Genomic DNA, 22,259 nt, shown 5'->3' on the forward strand with positions numbered 1-22,259 from the left:
CAATCACTGCACCGCTGATAGGTTTTGTGCGTCGCTTACCTCGGGACATAAATTGGTTTTGCTGTGTCAGCTATCTAGCGCAAGAAGTGCGCGTATGCTCGGCACGCTTTGGTCTCACACTAGCGTAACTTCAGGATGCTCGGGCATGTCAAACGCTCCTGCATCTGTTCGGTATCCATTGCGACACCGCCTGCGCGGCTCACCCTAAAATAGCAAGGACTACGCTTCGTCTAATTAGGATGTCTGTTGGGGCGCAACGACAACGCAGCGTTATTAGCTCTTTAAAACGAGAACGAAAAAATTAGAAAAAGGCCTTGCTGACTCGTCTCTTTGAAACGGACTACTGTTTCACTTCCGGGCGGCGGCTGGTTTTCGAAGAAGCCGTCTCCAAGAATATTGACATTGGGATCAACTGCCCAACCGAGACCTATGTTCCAACTGTTAAGTGTCTTTTCGTCACGCTTGAAACCCAGCATCATCCCCATACCGAGAGCTTCTATTACGTCGTCGGTACCTGGCTGAATAGCTATGAACGGACCAAAGCCCCAGTTATTCGCTGGCACGAGTCCCTGTCCGCCGTAAAGCGATTTAAAGAATGGTTCGTCGGGTGTGAAAAAATAGTGCAATTCGAGCATCACTCTTGCGACTACATCGTTTTCATCGTCAACTCGTACTATCCCATCCACGATGGAGGCTGAGTTGACCCGGTCGTTGTCACCGGTGTCGAACGTAGCAGAGATTCCTGCTCCGAAGCTGATTCCGGAAAATTCCTGTCGGCTCATTGCTTTTGCCGTCTCGTCGGCGGCTTCCTTCGCCGCGCGTGCACTAGATTCTATTACTGCCGTGTCCACCGCTTCTTCTATCAGTCTCTTTTCTCGCGCAGCTGCGGTCTCGAGTGCCGCGTCATCAGCCAGAGTGGGCATCGAGTGTCCGGTCAACCAGAACGCAGTTAAAACAGCTATTGAAGGTTTGCTCATCTTAAGCACCACATGTCCATAACCGTCAATCGAGTGCAGCAGCGCCACGTGTAAACATCGGTAGGACTACGCCATTGATTGGATTTGATATAACAACGTATATCGTTTTTTTTTTAAAAACTATTTCATCGTATTTCAGTGGCTTTTTAGAGCCCGTCTAGAGCTCTTGTATGCAGCGGCTCTTCATAAATGATGGATGCGTTTCTGAGATGATTCTAATTGGAAAAGATACTTGACTGCCGAATAGACGCGTTCGGCATACTTGACTGCAGCGTTGTAACTACGCTCTCCGCGCCGGCGCGTTTGTCGCAATATGTTGAGTAGCCTCAGCTCGCTCGGGAGCCGGCTACCAAAGCCGGAAACGGCAGTGTCGAAAAAGGACGCTAGCGAAGCAATCGAAGCCGCATAACTTCATATTCAGAGTCGACAAGAATTCGCAGTCATCTCAATATCACTACTTGGGCATTGCCGAAATCTCTTCGAACTTATGGTCATAGTACTAGGAGATAGGTCACCCGATTTTTATTTTGCCGCAATGCTCTCCGCGAGGTCTTCATCCGGGTCCAGTTTCAAATGGACGAATACTCATTTTCATTCGATTTTAGTCGGTCGATTAGGTGTGCCCTCGTTCCACCAAAACATCGCGTAGGTGTCGTTATTGTCGCTATCGATGTCATCTTCCGATGTCACCGTGTATTGGACGATCGTGCCGTCAACGTGCCGAACAGGCGTGTTCACTAGAGGATTCGGGTTTCCACTGGATGAAAAAGCAAGGTGCAGTTCGCCACCGCCGCGACGATCATGAGCGGCAACTAACGTTTGACTGTCGGAAGTCATGGCTACGCCTTCGCCGGACCCGCTGAAAGTGTTAGATGTTTCAGCGGTTGAGTAGGTCAGTGTCTGCTCCCACGATGCATGGCAGTTGGCGGTGAGATAAAGAACGACTGATGGGGGAATTGGGATGGTTACTGTTGTGGCCATGTTGGTGTCCTAGGGTTTAGTGTCCTGAAAGGATAGACGCTGAGAGCCCTAAAACCATTACAGAACTTTACGCACGTTGATCACGATGATAAAGAGGTCGATTTGTAGTTATCTATTGGGTGATCCGTGAAGTCTCCAAGACTTGGACGATGTCGATCAGGAATAGGAAGCTAGCACCGAATCGCTTTATGATTGAATTCGAAGACCGCTTAGCGGACTACGTTTAACCCATGGCAGTTACACAGAAATATTGACAGGGTCACAACCACACAAACCGGTAGCTAAATCCGTGAAACTTCCTTTAGCGAGTTGTCGTCCAAAAAAAACAAGTGCGATCAAGAACTCGTCACTTCGCCCTCAAAGTCCGTCAAAACCTCATCCGCCTCAATGTGAGAAATATGCAGATTCAGACCCACAGAATTTGTAGCGTCTTTTTCTCGAAGACTGTTTTTTTAGGTGTGACGTGCATCTTTTTCCCATGAGTCTTTAGCGCAGCAATTTTGCTCGTATCGTTGATTGGGGAAACCCATATACCGACGCGCATTCTTTGTAGCGAGTCAACGCTTTTCGTTTTTCGACCTCGCTGGTGTTTCCTTGGTACCGCCAAGTTAACCGGCAGGGCTTGGTAAGCTAGCTTGATGAATACCTATAAACGCCACCGCTTCCCTCGCGAAATCATCAGCTACGCAGTACCCATAAAGCGGGGCAGACTCTCTGGCTCTACTACAGATTCAATCTGAGCCATCGGGATATCGAAGACCTCCTCGCTGAACGAGGCATTATCGTTACTCGGGAGTCGATCCGCCTCTGGTGTATCAGGTTCGGCGCCACTTATACCCGCCGATTGAAGCGTAAACACAGGGGTTACGGCGATACTTTCTTTATCGATGAAGTTTTCGTAAAGATCAACGGTAAGCGGCACTACCTGTGGCGAGCAGTGGATCAAGATAGTGAGGTGGTGGATGTGTATCTCCAGGCAAAGCGCGATGGTGCTGCTGCCAAGCGTTTCTTCAGGCGCTTACTGCGGAGCTGTAGAGGTGAGCCCAGGAAGATTGTGACCGATAAGTTGCGAAGCTATCGAGTGGCTCACCGGGATCTGATGCCGAATGTAATTCATAGCACTGAACCGTATGAGAATAATCGGGTAGAGCAATCTCACGAAACAACTAGGGTGCGGGAACGAGGCATGAGGAAGTTCAAATCGTTAAGACAGGCTCAGAGATTTCTGGGTGCTCATGCTACGGTTGCAAATTTATTCAATCTTGGGCGGCATCTGGTGAGGGCTGAGCACTATCGAAATCTCAGGATCAGTGCGTTCGCTGAATGGAGTAGGGCAGTTGCTTGAGATCGGTGGCTAGATTTCACTGGCTTGGGGCAGTTAATTTGTCAGAACCGTCTCACGAGGCGACGAGGGCGTGAGAGCGAGGGATGCGTAAATTCAAGTCGGCTAAGCAGGCTCAGCGATTCCTAGGCGCTCATGCCGCGGTTAACAACGTATTCAATCTAGGCAGGCAAGTAGTTGGGGCTGAGCATTACCAGAGCCTTAGGGTCAGTGCGTTTAATGAGTGGGGTAGGGTGGTTGCTTGAGGTAAGAGACTAGCTTCTTCTCAAGTCAGAAACCTAACTTTGCCAGCACCGAGACAGCATCTGGACTCTGTTTTGAAGACGTACGGTTCGCCGCAACTGGCCTGGAATACACATGGCGGCACAATCCAGCATGGCGAGTTATCGCGGTGTCGCTCGATGTACAACTTAACGAGACCGGGTGACCGTGCCTGGCTGAATCCAGATGCAATCAAGGACATCGTGATGTGTCGGCTATTCGGAAAGCTGCCGCTCGGAGGTTTACGCTAGGGGGCAAAGAGGTGCCCATAGCAGACGTTTGCGAGATCAAACTTATACTCTAGGTACTATACTAGGTACCCCTTTCTAAAACAGCAGCTCCATGTCACAACCAACGATCAACATCGACCGCCTGACACTACGACCGTTTTACGTGCGTGACGCTTCGGTAGTTCGCGAGCTTGCTGGTGAGCGAGCGATTGCCGATACAACGATGAACGTTCCTCACCCTTACGAAGTCGGTCTCGCGGAGAGCTGGATCACGAGTCACGGTCAGGGTTACAACGAAGGTAGAGTCGCGACGTTCGCAGTTGTGCGAAGCCACGATGACACTCTAATGGGCGCAGTTAGTCTTAGGATTGATCGGGATCTCAACAAGGGTGAGCTTGGATATTGGATAGGTAGGCCGCACTGGAATCTGGGCTATGCAACGGAAGCAGCCAACGCCGCCCTGTGCTTTGGCTTTGAGGATCTACGACTCAATAGGATTCACGCTCGTCACTTCGCTCGGAACCCCGCATCTGGCCGGATCATGGAGAAGATCGGAATGCGTCTGGAAGGTATGGCTCGCCAAGACGCAATCAAGTGGGGGAAATATGAGGACATTGTTTTCTACGGCTTACTTCGTGAAGATTGGATGAGTCGCTGAGCTGTTTAGGAAGCGGTGGATACTTGGCTGGAAATGGGCCTAACCAAGGCCGCTAGCTGCATTGGCCGAGCGCGGGCGTGTCAGGGAGGTACTCGCGCTGGGCTATGTAGAGTGCTGACATTGTGACCTTCCCACTAATGCGACATAGATGTGCCCAAAGCTGAAGTTGCTTTTACTTGAGGCTTGATTAGCCGAGCTCGTATCCGAAGCGCGCATTCGCTTCAGCAACCATCGCTGACGCGGTTCTCACATCCTCACTGATAAATTCTCCCGCCATCGCCCAACGCGTACGGAGTGATCTGGTCGAGAATGGTTGCGAGATGTTTGAGCTTCTATTAACTTCTCATTGTTTGTGTCCTGCACCCTATTAGCCATTGTTCTAATGCAACTTGATGGTCTGTTGGTTCAGAGCCCAATGCTGCGATAGCGATTTGAGCAAACCCTAAAGGCTCCTCGATCATGTCTTCGAACCTCACAAGGGTATCGCCAAATTAACTGGCCCAGATTGGTAGAATCTGCCGATGAATACCTACAAACGCCACCGATTCCCGCCTGACATCATCAGCTAGGCGGTTTGGCTGTACCACCGCTTTAACCTTAGCCATCGTGACATCGAAGACCTCCTGTCAGAACGAGGCATCACCGTCACCCGCGAATCTATACGCCTGTGGTACCCAAAGCATTCGCCGCGCTCATGGGGCAGGCTCTGCATCAAGTTCGGCGCCATTTATGCCCGCCGATTGAAGCGTAAACACGGGCGTTATGGCCATACTTTTTTCTTTGATGAAGTTTTCAGAAAGATCAACGGTAGGCCGCACTACCTGTGGCGAGTAGTGGATCAAGATGGTGAGGTGGTGGATGTGTATCTCTAGGCAAAGCGCGATGGTGCCGCTGTCAAGCGTTTCTTCGAGCGCTTACTGCGGAGCTGTAGAGGTGAGCCCAGGAACATCGTGACAGATAAGCTACGTAGTTATCCGGTTGCCCATCGAGAAGTTATCCCTGAGGTAATCCATATCACAGATCGTTATCAGAATAATCGGGCCGAGCAGTCCCACGAGGCGACGAGGGTGAGGGAGCGTGGCATGCGGAAGTTCAAATCAATGAAGCAAGCTCAGCGATTCGCGACAGCCCATGCTGCTGTCAGTAATCTATTCAATCTAGGGAGGCACCTGATCAGGGCTGATCATTAACGGAACTTGAGGGCAGCTGCGTTCGGAGAATGGGGTAGGGCGGTAGCCTGAGGGTGCTGATGGGGTTATCGGCGGCCGCAGAACTTAAGTTGTCAGAACCGTCGAGTGGGCTTACCGGGTATTGCTTCCGTTTTAGGTCTTTCCTTTAACAGCAACCCCACCCAGGTTTTTTCTCACACAGAACATTAGCTGGACCTAGGACAGCCAGCGTCGCAGCTCCTTCTCCAGACCCCGCACTCCGCCGGGGTAGCCGGCCGGAGACCAGTGCTGTTTAGCGCTTCGCGGCGAACAACGTGTTTTTCCGGCCTGTAGAGCTAGTGCCGCTAATTCTTCACGACCTCTATCCGTTGTCATCATGAAAGCGACAAGGGCGCCAGCGGTTAAGTAGCGCGACTGGATATCGCCCGAGAACCAACTCCCAGCGTCAAGTGTGAGGAGTCGTTGCAGTGGGATGATTCCTGTGCGCTTGGCGCGATTAATCCACTGACCGCGCGTTCTAAACTCGGCGGACTGCCATTGCACTTGCATGGATTCAAAATACTCAGCCAGACCTTCTCCGTACCAAGGAGGCAGCGTACCGACCTGCCAAGTCGTTATGAGGTGAGCAACCTCGTGAAACACCACTTCGACTAACCGCGCCTCGCTCATCTTGCGCGAATCGTAAAACACAATAGCCTCGTTGCGGGCAAGACTGTAAAAACCTGATGGGGTGGTGCCGTTGGCATCACCGCCCCAGTCGCGGAGAAAGCGTTTTCGATCACTGGTAATGCGCAGGGAGACCTGGCTGCGCACAAGCGCATCACGGCCCACCCATTCTCCCCATTGCTCGTTAATGCGAAGAGCCCCAGCGCGCAACCGCCCCTCAAGCGCACGATTAGGCCTCACGCCGTCCCAGATGACTTGTGTCTCAAAATCGCGGTTACCCTCATCCATAGCTAGCGCCTGAGCCGTGAGCTCGGAGGGTGCTGCATCGCTGAAACTACGAACACCATCTTCGTTTACCCAGGTGTAGGCCGTGCGCGCCGACCAGACCGGGACCGTTGATACATCGGGTGCGCCGCAAAGGGTGTTCATGTCATCGACTGGCTGATGCCAGGACCCTTGGCCAGCACTGACGACGGAATTCTGAGTGGCTCGGATTATTCCCTCATCGACCGGATCGGTAAGACCTTCGTCCCACAAGCGCCCCAAAAATGATGGTAACGGGGGCATCAGGGATACAATTCGATCTACCACCTGACGAACGGGGCTGTCCACGCCCAAGTAGGTATTGATTAGACCCACCGTGATCACTGCGAGAAGGAGCGCTGCAGTAAGGTAGGACAAGAGCAGCTTGAGAAATCGTAACTTCATACTAACGCTGAGGGTAACGGCAAATTTCAGAATTCCGATGGATCACGGCTGCCACGGATTTTCTCGAATATGCCCGATAACCACCGCGGAAGATCGTCCGTAGTTACCAGTATCACCTCACGTATTGACCTCTTAACCCGTGTGAGAGCAACAGGGTGCCGTAGCATTCGCTCTTGTAATTGTGCTCTAGGGAATCTGCCATCCCCTCTTCAGTTTTCTGCCACGCCCCTCGAACGTCTTGGAGCTTTTCTCGAAGCATGCGCTCTGTTTTTGCGTATCTCTATGTTCAAATCGACGATGGTGTTGGATATGCGCAGGTTCAGCTCCTTGTGGGAGCAATCGCGCTTATTGGTAATACGAATACGGCAACAGCGACCGAACACAATACTAGACTCGGGACAGCGATCAAGCTGGGGTAGTCGCGTGTGGATAACAAACCTGCTATCACGGCAAAGGGAATAATCACTCGAAAGTATGAAGAACGAGGCACCTCGAGTATAAAGCCGCAATTCTCGCACTTAGAGGAGCTGACACTAACCACCCTTAATTTTTGAAGGAGCCCAATAGGGTAGTCGCAGTTTTTACAAATAGACATAGATAATCGTCGGCCCTTTGCACCTTGACGGATGCCGTTCAATCGTTGGGTTAAAGATAATCAAGGACAACTTACCTTACCGTCAGCAGTCGCTTAAGTACATAGCGTTTTAACAGGCAGCAGTTGTCCCGCTCGAATACGCGAAAGTCGCTGCTAGTTTCGGAGGGGTAAGTATCTCGTAAAATCAATGGTTTAGGTTGCCATCTAACGCCCCCTAGTTTTATGAGCTGTATGATTAACCTGTATAAATCATTGGCTTACAATGATCGTCGCGCAAGTTCATCTGCCAGGGCCTCCCAGTTCATTGATTTAACAGTAAGCTTAAAGCACATCTAAAGTTAGAAAGAATCAGAAGGACAACTTAAGGGCCATTTAAGCCGTCTGTAGTGGTCAACAGATTCCAGACAATAAATTAATTTGCCTCTCAGCCCTCTCAGCCCTCTCAGCCCTCTCAGCCCTCTCAGCCCTCTCAGCCCTCTCAGGCGGAATTCCGTTGTTGGCTGTGTGTAGTGGTCAACAAATTCCGGACAGTAAGTTAAGTTGTTTTTCCGCTCTCGCGGGCGGTACCCCTTCATTGGCCGAATGCGGTCTGTGCCAGTTGTAATACCTCATGAAGTAATCGGTGATGTCGCGCTGAGCAGCTTCCAAGCTGCGATATCCCAGCGGTGGCAGCCACTCTGTTTTGAGGCTGCGGAACAATCTCTCCATGGGCGCATTATCCCAACAATTTCCACGCCGACTCATGCTTTGATCAATCCTATGACGCCACAGGAATCGACGGAATTTTCGAGAGGCATATTGACTGCCCTGATCGGAATGGAACATCAGCCCTCTGCGATTGCCTCGTTCCATTAGGGCGTTCTCCAATGCCGCGATGACGAGATCCGCGTTTGGCTTTGTGGCTATCGCCGATCCAACAACCCGTCGGGTGTGGAGGTCCATGACGACCGCCAGGTAGTGCCAACGATCACCTGCCCAAACGTAAGAGATGTCGCCACACCACACATGATTAGCTTCAGCGACATCGAACTTGTGATCCAGTTTGTTAGGGATATCCACTCGTGCCTGACCCGTCCGTTTGTAGCGATGCGCGCCCGGCTGACGCGATACCAGATTGGCCTCAGCCATCAAACGTCGTACTTTGAAGCGTCCAACGCGGTACCCATGGTCATGCATCTGACCCTGAAAGGTACGACTGCCTGCCGAACCTCTGGAGGCGTTAAATAATTCCGTTACCTTGGTCCTAAGCAGCACACGCTGCGCGTTTGGACGTCGCCTGCGCTGCCGGTGAGCGTAGTAACTTGAACGGCAGATATCCAACGCACTGCAAATCCTTGCAACGCATTCATGCGCTCTCAGTTGATCAACTAACGAGTAGGATCGATCTCGTCGGACACCAAGAGCGCGGTAGCCTTTTTTAAAATCGTTTTCTCCCGCTCAAGTTGATGAACCCGTTTCTTGAGCGCCTGAATTTCACGCTGCTCTTCGGTCATTGCCCCAGCCTCAGGCACACCGCCATCACGCTCAAACTTTACTTGCCTAATCCAGCGTCTCAGCATGTTTTCGCCAAGATCAAATTGACCGCAGACATCAGAGACTTTGAAACCTTGATCTAAGACCAGGCTGACGGCTTCGCGTTTGAACTCGGCGGTAAATGTTCTTCTTGCTCGCATATGAACACTCCTCAATCGGTGGCAGATTACCACCTAAGAAAGTGTCCGAAATTAGTTAACCACTACAGTGAAGGCGCGCTGGGCACCTTGGTTCTCTGATTGAATTGCGAGCCTGTGATACTCCGACGCAATTTTCATTAACGCTCTCTCCACTTTTAGAAAACAAAGCTCCGCCCATGCTGCGGTGTCCAATTTGTTCAATATGGGAAGGCACCTAATCAGGGCTCAGCATTACAGGGATTTGAGGGTTAGTTCGTTTGTGCAGTGGGGAAGGGCCGTTGATTGAGAATCAAAGCCAAATTAAGGGTGTCTCAAAAAGTTAACTTGCCGATACCGGGCTCGCTTCGCTGTCTAACTAATAGCGTGGCGGATTCAGCTTCCCTGCAATGCAAATTGCTGACCTTTCGTTTAAGCGGGGTTTCTAATGGCCTCTAACGAATCAAGTTGAAACTTGCTCGTAGAGGAGCGTTCGCTGTGTATCCCCTTGTGGAAGCGACGAGCTGTAAATTGAAGTTCTTTATCCCTCCCGGTGTTTGCGAAATTGTCTCCGCGCTCGCGACCAGCGACACAGAAAACAAAAAGTCCAGCTAGCGTAGCTAACTCGCAGCCTTGCCTACGTGGCAATAGCGTTGTTACTCGATCGAACGACTTAACTTAAGAAGGAATTTTTGGGGTATCCCTTTCAAACCAAAGGTTGGCTTTTTATTTACGAGTTTATGCGCGGTTAGAGGGTCGAGCTGTCATGGTCGCTCTATCCACCTAACCAAGCAAGGGGAACGTTAGACAACGCCCTCATATCACCCGCCGAAGCGTACTTTTAACAGGAGACTTCCTTTTGCAAAAAAGCTCGCTGCAAATACTCGCTAAGATTAAAAGCCAAGACCATCACAGGTTTAGAGAGCTGAGAAATCACCGTTGGCTAACGGCATTCTTTAACAAGGTCACTCGTGTGCGAAACGAGCGATGATGTTTTGCGAGCATTTAAGCTGTACTTAGTGATCCTAGCGCTTCAGGCCAGTAATGTAGTTGTGCGTTCCAGCATCTTCACTGCGGTCGACAGAAACATATTCTATGCCTACTTCATCTAAGCGTTGTCTTAGCCACAATGGTTCGGCGATCGCTATTCCATATTGATCCCACCGATTCGTAGCGCCCCAAACAAAGGACTGTTGATTTAGTGTAGTGATCGCATCTTCACGGGATCCTAAAATGTTTTCGATCCAAGAGCGTTGCAGTTTGTTCGAATAAAACTTATCGAGCTGCGGACGCCCAAGAGCTGAAAAGACGAATGTTCCACCGGGCGACAGCACTCGGCTGATCTGTGCAAAAGCATACTTACACGCCAGTTCTGATAGATGACTAAAAACCGAATTTGCTAACACGAGATCGAACGAACCGTCCTTGAACGGTAGTGCTTGGAGGTTCTTGATGCGCGAATGCTTTATGCACGGTACTAGCGTCTTTGCACTTCTTATCAAATGTTCATCGACGTCTACCCCCACAATTGCTTGAGGATCAAAGTAGAAAGGTAAAAGTCTAGTCATACGTCCCCAGCCGCAACCGTAATCGAGAACACGCATACCGCGGACGGGCTCTCGGATCTCGCCCACGCTGCGCATCATACAATTAAGTATTTGTATTGCACTGATCGCTGTTTTCTCACCGTTCAGGTTGTTCGTTAGCTCCTGGGTTGAGGCGTCCGGGAAAGGAACTATATCGTGTCGCTCACCGCGAGCGTGAGACAAGTAAAGCTCCTCCCACTCCTGTGATGACAATGTTTGGCAAGCGTCCCTGAGTCGCGATAACTGAGCGTTCTTCTTAACTAATCCGAAAAGCTGCATGGGTTGGTTTTCCATATTTTACAAATGCCGTCATTCTGGCGAGTACACAATCATCGTAGTGCGACCCGTCTCTCTCTGCCACAACGCTAAAGCCTCAATCGTATTCCGAGCAAATGATCGCGACCTAATTACTGCTCTAAACCAAAGATCCAGCAAGAAGTGAAGTGAGCAGGCTTGAAGTAAAACACAACCGCAGCACCTCCGACAGGTTGTTCAATTCAAACCTCAAACAGCTACGGTCATTGACTCATTACCGTTGCGGGTACGCGCAATCTCAGAAGTTATTGCCACCCAATAGCCGAGACCTCAATAGACACGGGAAAGAGTCTACAAAGCCAGTAGGCTAAGTGTTAGGCGCATGCACGAGAAAGACTCGGCAGGGGCTCTGATACTCCTCCTCCAGCAACCGACACTAGCGGCAAACCTTTCAGCACAATCTCTTGCTGAAACTGTTCGAAATATTTCGTATTCGTACAAATCGGTGAAGTTTCATAGCGATTTCCATTTTTTCTGCCACTCTTTTTGAACGCCAATCCGGGCGATCATCGCAGATGAGGTTCTGCCGAAGCGAAAGCGAGATTATGAGAGTTACAAACCTTTCGAACTCCCCTTCACGCTCCGGTTGTATTCCTTTTGCGAACAGAAGCTTTTAAGCAGGGAACCGAAAAGATGAATTTATCGAAAATCTTAGCTATCGCAGCGTCCACGTACCTATTCGCGAGTTTTTCTAACGCGTGCACAGTCACTATGGCCACCGGCAGTACGGGATCCGACATCCACAACGAACTAAACACGGGAAGCCCCTCAACGTTTAAGGACGTTTGCTTGCCAGCTGGCACCTATTACTCAGCACAAACGATTTCCATACCGAAAAATCGTCGATTGAGAGGACTGGGACTTAACTCAAATGTCATCATCGAATATACGGGGAGCTCGACTAGAGGAGTTCGATTCAGTAACAACGTTACGAATTCTACGCTTCTCAATCTGCGACTTCGTGGTAGCGGTGTAGATGCCTATGGGGTCTTAGTATACAACGCCAGCAACATTACGATAGCTGGAGTACAAATAGAAGACTTTGGCGGGATCGGGATAGGAATAAATCTTAGTAGTAATGTGGATATTGAGGCGGGAGCCATTCAGAGAATTGGACTGGTACCGGCTTTACGGCAGGCTATTTGGACTCAGGACTCTTCAGACGTCACAATCGATGGAGTTCGAGTCATTGGAGCGGCTAATGGTCCGGGCGGAGATCACGCCATCGCATGTATCAGCTCATCGGACTACACGGTTAAAAATGTTTACTCCACCAGGCCGGGTAGCGGCGCGATCTATTTAAACGATTGCGATGACTTTTCTATTACTAATAATCGAGTTGAAGACGGATCCGAGTTCGGAATCGACATGGTAAACGGTTCTTCAAATGGAATTGTTTCGGGTAACCGAATCGACCGTTTTGCTTTTGGGGCAATGGTTATAGATGACCATATAGCACCTGGTGGAGCTCCCGGCACTGACCCAACGAACATACTGTTAACTAACAACTCGATGGTCGGCAACAACACCGGTGGTTTAGCTACTTGCGCAGGTATCAACATTGACTACGCTAACAGCTCTCTAATCACGGTTGGTGCAGGCAACACCTCAACACCTAGCCCCATCCAATGCAGCTGGCCATAGGCTACACAGCAGAGAGAAAGCACACATCGTCCTTCGAGGATTGGCACAGGTTTAGCGCAAAGGCTGGATGCATCAGCCTTTGCGCGACCAACAATCGCCCCTTACTATTTTGAATGTTGTGCGGCAAGTGTAGGCACGTAACATTGTGCGTAACCGAACCCCTACATTAAAGCGGTGCTGAATTGAAAATACAGAGAAAAACTCAAGCCGCTCACGCTCCATTGTCTAAGTGACGAGGTCGCAGGAGATATCCTGACTCGAAAGCATGGTGAGGAGGAAGGCTATGTGCGCCTGACGTACTTCATGTTGCTCATGGCGCGATCGCTATTCCGCTCGGGCCAATCACTTTTCGCTCTCTGTCATCTAACGTCGCGGTCTGGAGCCAAGGTTCTGATCTCTTCTGCATTGTTTAGGCAGGATCACCAAAGCGCATTGTACCCAAGACGCGAAGAACCTGAAATCGGCCTTGTTCTGAGCTCAACAGATTTTTTGGATATGTCCCAGAAAGAGCCGGAAGAGGGCTATTTAACCATTCGGCAGTGAGCTCTTCGTCGCCATCAAAGAAGCGCGATAGCTCCCGCACAAACGAACGCACATCACCGCTGTGGCCGGCTTCGGTGTCGCCCGCGTGATAAGTCGCTGCTAAGTCCTCTCCGGAGGACGCGAACAGAGCGTCTACCGCCTTGCCGCTGTCATCCGAGGCGATGCGGCTAAACAGCTCGTCAAAGTAAGGAGAGTCTCGTGTCATAGTGATGGCCTGCCTTCCTCGGTGACGGCACATGGAACCACAAGGTTACAGTATGTCTGTAGCTGCTGCGGCGACGAGGCCTTACCTAAGAACGAGGTGATAGCGATCTTGCAGACCTGAGAGGCGAATCCGGCGTGCTTTTCTCAATCAGCTACCGTGACGCACGTTGCGTGCACTTCAAGTCTCATAAGGTAGTTGCTGCACGTGCGTTAGCGAACGTCGTAAGATCAGCCTTGATGTTTTTATTAGTCACTCACCTCATTCGATGACGCCACTTCTAAATCGCCATCGTTACATCGGCCTCGCTCTGCTTGTCGGCGCGGTGACGCTGTTGGTTGTGTTGGTGCTAGTGAGGAAAGGGGCTGAGCAGGAACTACCGGATTCTGTTTCTGATTTGGACGATAGTCTCAGTAAGAGCTCACTTTCGACTGATGTCGCGGATTCAGATGTGACGGTGCCCGCGAGCCCAGGTGCTGACCCCGAGATCAGCTGCGAAGAATTGACGGAGAGTCTTTTCGGTACGCAACTTTCGTCTGAGCAGGCGTCGGCAAAGATGGCGGCCGACACCGCAGCGTTTGTAGAGGTACTCTCGGCCTCGTCAACATCGGAGCATTTACATATAGCGGCACATTTCGAAAGTGATTCGAGCGAAAAGCTTCAATTGATCGAAAGAGCGCTGTCGATCAATCCCTGGGAGCCGATGCTGTCATGTGGTGCAGTGCAAGTCTGCTTAGACGTGACACCTGCTCTCGAGTGTCCACTACGAGAATGGGGTCAGCGCTTAGTGGACGTTGATAGTGATAATAGCGAAGCATGGGCCATGGTTGCGGCTAATGAGTTTTCCTCGGGCAGAACTGATGTGGCGCTCGAGGCATTAAAGCGCGCCTCCGCTGCATCAGAGTCCAACATGTATTGGACAGATTACATAGGGGCTATCGAGCGGAGTCTGGCTGCGACTACTAATGACGAATTTCCAACGAGGGCTGTGACCTCAATGTCACGCGCACCGCTGCCGTCCTATGGACACGTTTTAGAAATGTGTCGTGCGGCTGCAAGCCTCACTGACGAATGGGGAGCTACGTGTATTCGCTACGGTCGCTTGCTGGCTAGTCAAGGAAGAACAGAATTCGGCTTCGCTATAGGCCGGGCGGTTGAGCGCGTTGTCTACGAGGGCCTTGGTGATACCGATACCGTCGCTTTCCTGAAAGCGAAAGCTCTGATAGAGCGTAAGGAGCGCGTGGCCACAGGAGTGGAGTACAGCCCCGCGTTTGACGTTCTTATGCTTTCGACGCCGGAGGGGTTCCATTCCTATCTGGAAGCTATTCGGACAAAGGGCGAGGCAACGGCTCTTCGAGAATCGCATCGTTAGATGCACGCGCTTTTACAGCAAAGACCAGAGCTTGGATGCATTGATAGAGACTCAGATACCTCGCGCTAGAAGCCAGCGTGACTAGGAGTCACTGAGTTCAAGCAGTTCTGCCTTGAACTGGCCTCCTTTTCTTGCCCATTGGGTTTTAAATGTAGCGAGGACTGTGAAGGAGCGCTGCAAACCTTGGTCCGCTGATTGAATTGCGAGTCTGTGATTCTCCGACGCAATCTTCATTAACTCTCTCCCCACTTTGAAAAAACAAAGTTCTTTAGGCGTCGAGGTCCAGTGCCCGACGGACCCATCTACCCGCACCGAAACGCTATATTCTTTCGAATTTACAATGAAAATTTCCACTGGGCAGGATATCAGTTCCGTATCGCTAGGCCTTTTCTCCGGCAGGTCCACCTTCAAAGGCGATACGCTACCAGTCGCGTCTACCGTGGTGGCGATCTCTATGGACTTGCTAGATGTCCAGTTGTGAGAATTCGCTAAAGCATCCAGTCTATGTTTAATGGTCGATGCCACCTCTTGAGGGGCTTGATCCTGGTGATCTACTGAATCTTTGTCCTTTAAAGGTAGCGCTGTCTCTGAGAACGCATGTATTTCGTCGTTGTTTGACGAATCGAGGCTGCACGGCTCTTCATTCTCACACGGGGCCTTGTTTGATAGGATTTGCCAGGTGTCCAGGATAAGGTCTTTCGCGAGACTTACCTCCTTCCGAAGATCATCAAGTTCCTCAGCGGTTGCGAGCGACAAGTCGTAGTGCGGTGCTACTTGGACACGAGGCTCCATGACAGTGGTAGCTTTCCTGTGGTTTGCCGCAGGAGTGTTCATACTGAAAACTACGTGTTTAAGCCCCGCCTCTTTCAACGCGTGGTTGATAGGATCCTTCATTTCCAGCAACGATAAAACGCTTCGGTTTCGCATGCCGGCTAGGTTCCTGTTTAGTGAAAATCCGCCGCCTCGCCTTCGTTCGATTCCTGGGGTTTCAGCTTTGCTGACCGGTATGCTAGTGAACACGTAATAAAAGTCTTCATGATCGTTAGCATCTTGTTCTTGTGTTGGTTCGAGAGAAACCTCGACTACACCCATTCTTGACTCGGCATCTCTCATCATTTTGGATTTATGGCCGTCATTTTCTAAGTCTTCTATCTTCATTTTTTGATCTCCATTTCGCAATTTGGTGTTAGCGATGATTTGCGGTAACCTGAGCCGACATCGGGTCTTTGATGGCGTCGCCAAAAATCGCGTTTCAAAAGCGCTCGCGAATTTAGTGCAAGCCACTTTTTTCAGGCGTGCAAAAGCCCCTACCCAATTTCGTGGGCATGTCTTTGCTGGTTATTTTCTGTGACTATCTAATTCGGTGCTTACTGCCTATGTCATTTCGGTTCCCTCCCAGGGTGTTTGTGGTCGTTCATCAATACAGTAAGAGCTGAATTCAGCGGCATCAACGAAAAAAGCTAATATTTCTGGCTAAATCGATTTTTTCGAGGATCTGCAGTGCCTCCGGCTAGCACAACATCGCTCGCATCTACTGGGTCTACAGTGATGCTGCTGATGAAATGGATGCAGATTGTGGGTGTTTTTTATGGACGAGTCTTGCGATCAAGCGGGAGCTTTCGAGGGGGCCCACACTCCTTTTGCCCAAGAAAACAGCGATGGACTAGTGACCGTCGACGGAGCTCGGGTTCGTCTGGTTGGCAATGATTCGATAGCGAAGTATCAGAATAAGCATGAAAAGTAGATGTCGAAATCCGGAGTAGGTAGTGAGCGTCCCTGGGAAAATCGATACGTAAAGATCTGCAGTCGATGGGTCGCTCCGTATTTCTGTATCTGCCTCAGTGCCCAAGTCAGGCTCGATAGTTTGCATCGATAGCGACAGTTTTAAATCGCCTAGTGTGTTTGCAAAATCTAGTTCGTCGGTGTCAGAGTCGCGGCGGAACCGGTTGTAGCGGCGGTCAAACCTTGGGGCTGCACTGGCCAAAGATGAATACCAGTTGTCACAGATCTCCATTGGCGCAGCCTCTATGCGTGATGCGATTGAATTGAGAATTACACCAATGGCGAGCAGCTGAGCGATGGGTATGGTTGCTCGTTTCACACTCTGGCTATCTTTAAATTCATACCTCGTAAATCCTGTGCATTGCTCTGCGTTTATCGCGGCTCTGAGAAATGCTTCTGGATCAAGGTTACACACCTTTCCCATTTGCTCTATCGAAGTCGCTTCTACCGAATGCTTCAGCGAAATCCGGCAGGCATGAAAAATGTTAGTCGTAAGGGCCCCGGCGTCGTGAATGTCAGGTACTTCTGGAACGCGTTTGGTCCATCGCTTTTGGCAGTAGCTCGTTAGGTTAACTAAGCGTTCGTCAGGCACCTTGCTAGAAAGAGACTCGAGGTTGGTTGGCTGCCCGTCTCGACGTGCTCGGGCACGCCTTTGCTGTATCCGACTATAAGGCTCGCCTAAAAAAGCGGATAGAACACCGTCCGACATTTCTTTTAGGGGCTCGCGCTCGGCCAGCGGAGTGATGGGCCAAAAGTGGCTGTATGCGGTGACAGACGTCCCTATACCGGCATGGCCTAAGAGATTTGATACGGTTTGTAATGAGTGTGGCCCGAACAGTGTCGCAGGCCAAAGCGCCGGCCAGTGAGGTTTTCGAAGCCCGACTCCTTGGAGAAGGGCGCTCCTCAACTCGGTGAATAGAGGATGCTCTCCCGTTTGAATGATAGGGTCCAAAGCCACCATCATTGCTGCGGAGCAAAAACTGTGCCTTAGGTGATGGAAGCGTGACGTACTGTCTCCGGTAGCAAGTCTGATCGTTTGGTTGACGAATGCTGAGGCGTCAGACAGACCGATCTTTGCATTCGCGCCAACAATAAGGTGAAACAAGTAACGCTTGCGTGCTTGCGGCGTAAATTCAAAAAGCGTGTCAGAGTATGCAATGACCCGCTCAAGGATGCTTTTCTCGAGTGTATCTAGTTGTCCAATGAGTGAAATACGTCTCGATGACGCACGCGTTTTCAAACCTCTAAAGCGGTGCGAGCGCACAGCTAGCAGAAAGTCTTTACCGCCAATCTCCCCAATCACATCGCACCTTCGCATGTAGATGGCTTCGCTCCATCGCATGCCGAACCTAAACCCGAGGATTATCTGTGCTGCTAGTTGGTCCTTAAGATTTGAATCGCCTGGAGCATTGGTAATTGATTGAAGTGTCCTGTGATACTCCCAAGGGAACACGTAGCTTGGATTGATAGATGCTTCTGTCTCGCTAAAATCCCACTCTCCCGCGGCGAGCACATAGGACCAATCAACTGGCTCTGCGTGGTAACGCTCCATGAGGAAGTCATGGAACTGCCGAAGGGCGTTTAGGCATTTCTTTCGTGAACTCTGCGGGCAGCAATCGATGATCATTAGATAGCTGTCTTCAAATGCGTAGTCGGGCAGTGAAGAAAAGTCCTCATAAGGACATACCAATATGATGCCTCTCATCACTATTTGGTGGTATTCACGGATGGTAGTCCATTTTTTGTGTCGACCACCGGTCTCTCGGCATTGGTAGGCAATGAAGTCCTTCAATGCATTGGTGGTGTTTCGCTCAGAGCTACCGTGATCTGACGTGAAGCGGTTGGTGTCCAGGAAGTCAGCGAAAGTCGCTTTCAAATTGTTATCTAGAGTGCGGCTAAAGCCGTGGGTCTTTCCTTTTGTATCCGACGCGATAGATCGTCGATGATCGTTGGCGTGCCGATTTATCCATCGGCGGAATACGATGAGTTCGTTTCGCATCAGAGAATGCGATGGCGTTGTTGTAGTAGTTGTTGGCGTCGGCAGCATATCTCTTGCGTTGTTCGGCGCGGGTATACTGTCCGTCTGACTTTTAGCTAACAGCGGCTTTTTTGACAGCAGGCGCGCTACCGTAGAGAGCTGAATGCTTCTATGTAAAACATCACGGGACGTAATTGATCGAAAGATTCCGGGCGTCTCTATGAGGTTTAGCACGTTAGCGGCTGCTGCGAGCTGGTCAATGGCGTCGCTAGGGGAGGCATTGGCCGGTAACAAAGATGAGTAAAGGTCACTCTCAGGGGCGTCAGAAAATGTGTGTGAGGAATTGACTCTGAGTGATTGTATGAGCAAGGACGAGGTGGCCTCGTCAGCTTGCCAGAGGAAAGTGTTATCGGCGTTGCGGACGTCCTCCACCTCATCAGCGCAAATTGCGGTATAGAAACTCCCGTTGAGAAAGAACCCGGTGAAGTTACCGGTGGCAAGTCGCTTCAGTAACTCGGCGCTGGCGAGGCGGCCGGTTAACGCAGCGCTTATCGCTGCCATGGTGACGACATCGGCCGAGGAGCTTGGGATTGTAGATTTGCGCTGTTCTGTGCCAAGCCGTTTTAGGTGCTGTTGCCAACGATGTCTAAGTTCCCTCGCTTCCGCGTATTGTTGCAAGATTTTTTTGGTAAATGGCGATGGCTCTGGGTCCACATACGTGCCCGAACTAATGGCTACCCGAATACCTTTACGTCGAATCACCCGTAACACTGAGTCAAAGAGTTTTAGCGTTTGATGTGCTGAAAGCCCTCGTGAGACTGCTCGAGATAGCACTGCTGCTTGCAGCTTCTTGATCCTTTTTTTGTCGACAACTGTGCCTTTCGGAAGGTCAGCTACGGGGTTTAGGCTTTCCCGTATCAGCGTCAGGTATTCGGCGCGAGAGTCTCGGCGTTGCTGTTGTCGCAGTTTGTACGCCGGTGTCAGCGTCCATACATCCTTAGACGGGTCGTTGTTCAACTCAACGAGTTGTTTTTTTAAGGTTGTAGTGAGGGTTTTGCCGCGCTTGAGCACCAGTAAGCCCAGCTTTTTGCCAAGTAAGTCGAGTGCTTGTGCTACCTCCTCAAGTACGGTTTGCGGTGTATACATCGAGTAGCGACCGAATGCGTGCATAGTCTGCTCATGGTGGCCGAGTATGACTGCGATCCAGGGATACGGGATTCCTGAAGCGTGGAGTTGTGTGGCAATCCAGCGTCGACCTTCGTTGGGGGCAACGGGAAAGATCGATGAAAACCAGCCTTGCTGTTCTTTGAATGTTATCCGGCGAATTTTTCGGCTGTTATTCGTTAGCCGAAAGAACAGCGGTATTGGCTGATTCGCATCTGCTCGGAGTAGTCGCTCGATCGTGCGGGCTGTTTTCTGTGTTGATCGGCTGCTATAGAGCGTAGCGGCAAGCCATTTAAGATACTCGCGGTAGGCATTTAGCTGTGCTTTTGCCTCAGGTGGTAGCGATAGAAGTCGGTAAGCTAACGCAGGGTTGGTTACTTTGTCGGCGATCAGGCAAAAAGCACCCTCAAGGTCTATCTCAGATAGCGTTCCTAGAGGGTCATTAATCGGCCTGAAACCCAGATAAAAGTGCAAAAGCACCAATGTGTATTTGGTATATCGGTCATGCTTTTCGTCAATCGACGATGAGGGGCTTCGGAGTACGGAGGCGGTCTCAGTCCGTAGTGCCATCATGCTCATGCGAAATTCTTCGAACTTTGGCGTTGAAACTGTTGTTGGCTCATCTACGATTTGTGATTCCCGCTCGTCATTCAGCCCTGAATTGACAGTGGATATGCCTAAGAGAGATTCGCATGCATCGGCGAATGCTCGCTGTAAGTCACGGTCACGGAGCCCCATATACCAAGCCATTGCAGGCATGGATGGGCGCCTTTGGTAGTCGAGCAATCCGCCAGTAAGCAGATTTCTGGATAGGATTAGAACTTCTCTGTGGATAAGGATACGAAGTGATTTGTTCTTTATGGCACTTCCGTTTAAGCGACCTAGCCGACGGATAATGTTTCTGCATGCTCGGTCCACATTCTTCATTTTGAGTGTTTCTGTGAACCGTGGTGAGCGAGGTATACGGAGTTTGACGCTTATGGATTCAAGCTGAGGATGAAAAGACTCGTCGTGATCTGCGGAAGGCTTCCATGAGGTGTTAGGTAGCGGTAAGGGTATCGTTAGCGTTTTGGGGATCATGGCGATTTGTGGGTGTTTTGCGTCTTTTGGATCTGAGTCGGTACCGTAGATAGTGGCCAGCAAGCGCATTAGGCCTGCATATTCGACTGGGCTCTTGTCCCGGATGGTAAAGAGAGATCTTAGGTAGTCGCGTGCTCCTGGAGACAGAAACTCGTTTGACGCCGGGTTGATATTCTCTGCTTGGACGATCCAGAAGCGTTGGGCAGAGGTTGATTCTGCAAGCTTCCTTGAGGAGCGGATGGATTCTCTCGGTTTGGGTATGTGGATGCGATCGGGAGGCTCAGATAGTCGTCTATCTAGAAGGCTAGGCGGGCGATTTGAAGGTTTTGTCGTCTCTGGTCTTTTTCGCAGCCTCAGCTCCCCAATACGTCGCACTGCAGGCGCTAGGTTAGGACGTCTCTGTCGACTTGTATTGGATGCCGCTACACGTTCCGCTACGTTGTAGTTGGGTGCCTTTACCGTTGGGATTGCATTGGAAGACGCAAGGAGCGCTAACGACCGTGCAAACTTTCGCTCAACGCCTGCAAACGTCACTTCTGGGCCAAATGCCGTTCGCATGCTCAATACAATCTGGCTTGGTTTGGCGGCATAGGCTGACGATGGGATGTGTTGAAGGATGTTCCGCCTTCTCTCGCCGGCAGAAGTGGTCATGCAAGCAGTGCGTAACTCGTTGGCAACATCGATGATTGAGTTGCGATTGGGCGTCCGGTAGCAGTACGCCAGGTAGAGGTGTTTGAGTAGCTGAAGCAGTTCGGGGTTCATATCGTTGAACGTTGCCGGTTGCACCAACATCGCCGGGACCTCATTGCCATCTAAAACTTGGTCTTTGATGTATCGGTTGTCGTCGCTAACAGGATCCACACCAATGTTGTTGAAGCCACAGGCGATAAGAGCTTCCTTTGCAAGCAATAGATCGTTTGCGACTACATTTGTCTGGGCTGGAACCATCACGAAATTGTTGATGGGGATGTGTTGATTCAAGTCGGAGTTGATCGTATCGGTGAGGTGATCGAGCAGATCCAGGGCCCCGCAAAAATGATTGGCGTTTGTTAACTGAAAAGGCACCAGCAGTGGGGAGATACGGCCTGCCATTTCCCAGACCGGTTTATCTATTGCTGTGGGGGGCGACATCTCATCGTTGCCAGTAAACAGCCTTTCTGCGAGTGCTTGTGGTGTCGGATCTGATAATTTTATGGCGAAACCAAATAGTCCGTAGGATATTGATGTTTGAGACTAAAATATCCGAAATGTAGTTTAAAATGCATACATTGAAGAGGCAGGATTTACTCTCAGCTTAAGCGTTGTAGATCTTTAATATACTAAAAATATGTATTTAAAACAAATATTTGTGTTACAT

The 22,259-nt window shown here is 50.5% G+C and carries 11 protein-coding genes and 2 pseudogenes; 5 read left to right on the forward strand and 8 right to left on the reverse strand.

What is annotated here, in order from left to right:
* Nucleotides 1-281: 281 nt before the first annotated feature.
* Complete coding sequence (locus tag R0137_RS06375) at nucleotides 282-977, reverse strand: hypothetical protein (protein WP_407329424.1); 696 nt, start codon at nucleotides 975-977, stop codon at nucleotides 282-284.
* Between the two features lie 591 nt (nucleotides 978-1,568).
* Nucleotides 1,569-1,958, reverse strand: coding sequence for a fucose-binding lectin II (locus tag R0137_RS06380; RefSeq protein WP_407329426.1), 390 nt, complete (start codon nucleotides 1,956-1,958; stop codon nucleotides 1,569-1,571).
* A gap of 638 nt (nucleotides 1,959-2,596) precedes the next feature.
* Here R0137_RS06380 and R0137_RS06385 point away from each other — a divergent pair.
* The 3 genes and pseudogenes from R0137_RS06385 to R0137_RS06395 all read left to right on the forward strand — a co-directional run bounded on the left by R0137_RS06385 (nucleotide 2,597) and on the right by R0137_RS06395 (nucleotide 5,639).
* A pseudogene (locus R0137_RS06385) lies at nucleotides 2,597-3,303 on the forward strand (IS6 family transposase).
* A gap of 600 nt (nucleotides 3,304-3,903) precedes the next feature.
* On the forward strand, nucleotides 3,904-4,449 hold the full coding sequence (locus R0137_RS06390; RefSeq protein ID WP_407329428.1) for a GNAT family N-acetyltransferase: 546 nt from the start codon (nucleotides 3,904-3,906) through the stop codon (nucleotides 4,447-4,449).
* Nucleotides 4,450-5,282: 833 nt separating this feature from the next.
* Nucleotides 5,283-5,639 (forward strand): annotated as a pseudogene (locus R0137_RS06395) (DDE-type integrase/transposase/recombinase).
* 195 nt (nucleotides 5,640-5,834) lie between these two features.
* On the opposite strand, the gene R0137_RS06400 reads toward R0137_RS06395, so the two are convergent.
* The 3 genes from R0137_RS06400 to R0137_RS06410 form a co-directional block, all read right to left on the reverse strand.
* The gene (locus R0137_RS06400) at nucleotides 5,835-6,992 is read right to left on the reverse strand and encodes a hypothetical protein (RefSeq protein ID WP_407329430.1); all 1,158 of its coding nucleotides are present in this window, start codon (nucleotides 6,990-6,992) and stop codon (nucleotides 5,835-5,837) included.
* Between the two features lie 1,108 nt (nucleotides 6,993-8,100).
* Nucleotides 8,101-9,260 (reverse strand): IS3 family transposase gene (locus tag R0137_RS06405; RefSeq protein WP_407329432.1). Its coding sequence is split into 2 segments (ribosomal slippage): nucleotides 8,101-9,008 and nucleotides 9,008-9,260, totalling 1,161 coding nucleotides; the frame shifts between segments, so codons are not numbered across the junction.
* A gap of 1,001 nt (nucleotides 9,261-10,261) precedes the next feature.
* On the reverse strand, nucleotides 10,262-11,101 hold the full coding sequence (locus R0137_RS06410) for a class I SAM-dependent methyltransferase (protein ID WP_407329434.1): 840 nt from the start codon (nucleotides 11,099-11,101) through the stop codon (nucleotides 10,262-10,264).
* Between the two features lie 669 nt (nucleotides 11,102-11,770).
* Between R0137_RS06410 and R0137_RS06415 the strand changes: the two genes are divergently transcribed.
* Nucleotides 11,771-12,781: a right-handed parallel beta-helix repeat-containing protein gene (locus tag R0137_RS06415; RefSeq protein ID WP_407329436.1), complete on the forward strand. Its 1,011-nt coding sequence runs from the start codon at nucleotides 11,771-11,773 to the stop codon at nucleotides 12,779-12,781.
* Nucleotides 12,782-13,190: 409 nt separating this feature from the next.
* Here R0137_RS06415 and R0137_RS06420 read toward each other — a convergent pair whose 3' ends face one another.
* On the reverse strand, nucleotides 13,191-13,529 hold the full coding sequence (locus R0137_RS06420; RefSeq protein WP_407329438.1) for an antitoxin Xre/MbcA/ParS toxin-binding domain-containing protein: 339 nt from the start codon (nucleotides 13,527-13,529) through the stop codon (nucleotides 13,191-13,193).
* A gap of 265 nt (nucleotides 13,530-13,794) precedes the next feature.
* Here R0137_RS06420 and R0137_RS06425 point away from each other — a divergent pair, with 265 nt between their 5' ends.
* On the forward strand, nucleotides 13,795-14,898 hold the full coding sequence (locus tag R0137_RS06425) for a hypothetical protein (protein WP_407329439.1): 1,104 nt from the start codon (nucleotides 13,795-13,797) through the stop codon (nucleotides 14,896-14,898).
* A gap of 81 nt (nucleotides 14,899-14,979) precedes the next feature.
* Here R0137_RS06425 and R0137_RS06430 read toward each other — a convergent pair whose 3' ends face one another.
* Nucleotides 14,980-16,056: a hypothetical protein gene (locus R0137_RS06430; RefSeq protein WP_407329441.1), complete on the reverse strand. Its 1,077-nt coding sequence runs from the start codon at nucleotides 16,054-16,056 to the stop codon at nucleotides 14,980-14,982.
* A gap of 505 nt (nucleotides 16,057-16,561) precedes the next feature.
* Nucleotides 16,562-22,033 (reverse strand): hypothetical protein, encoded by a 5,472-nt coding sequence (locus R0137_RS06435; RefSeq protein ID WP_407329443.1) that lies wholly within the window; start codon nucleotides 22,031-22,033, stop codon nucleotides 16,562-16,564.
* Nucleotides 22,034-22,259: the final 226 nt, after the last annotated feature.

Source organism: Congregibacter brevis (genome assembly GCF_045689245.1).
Taxonomy (GTDB): Bacteria; Pseudomonadota; Gammaproteobacteria; order Pseudomonadales; family Halieaceae; genus Congregibacter; species Congregibacter brevis.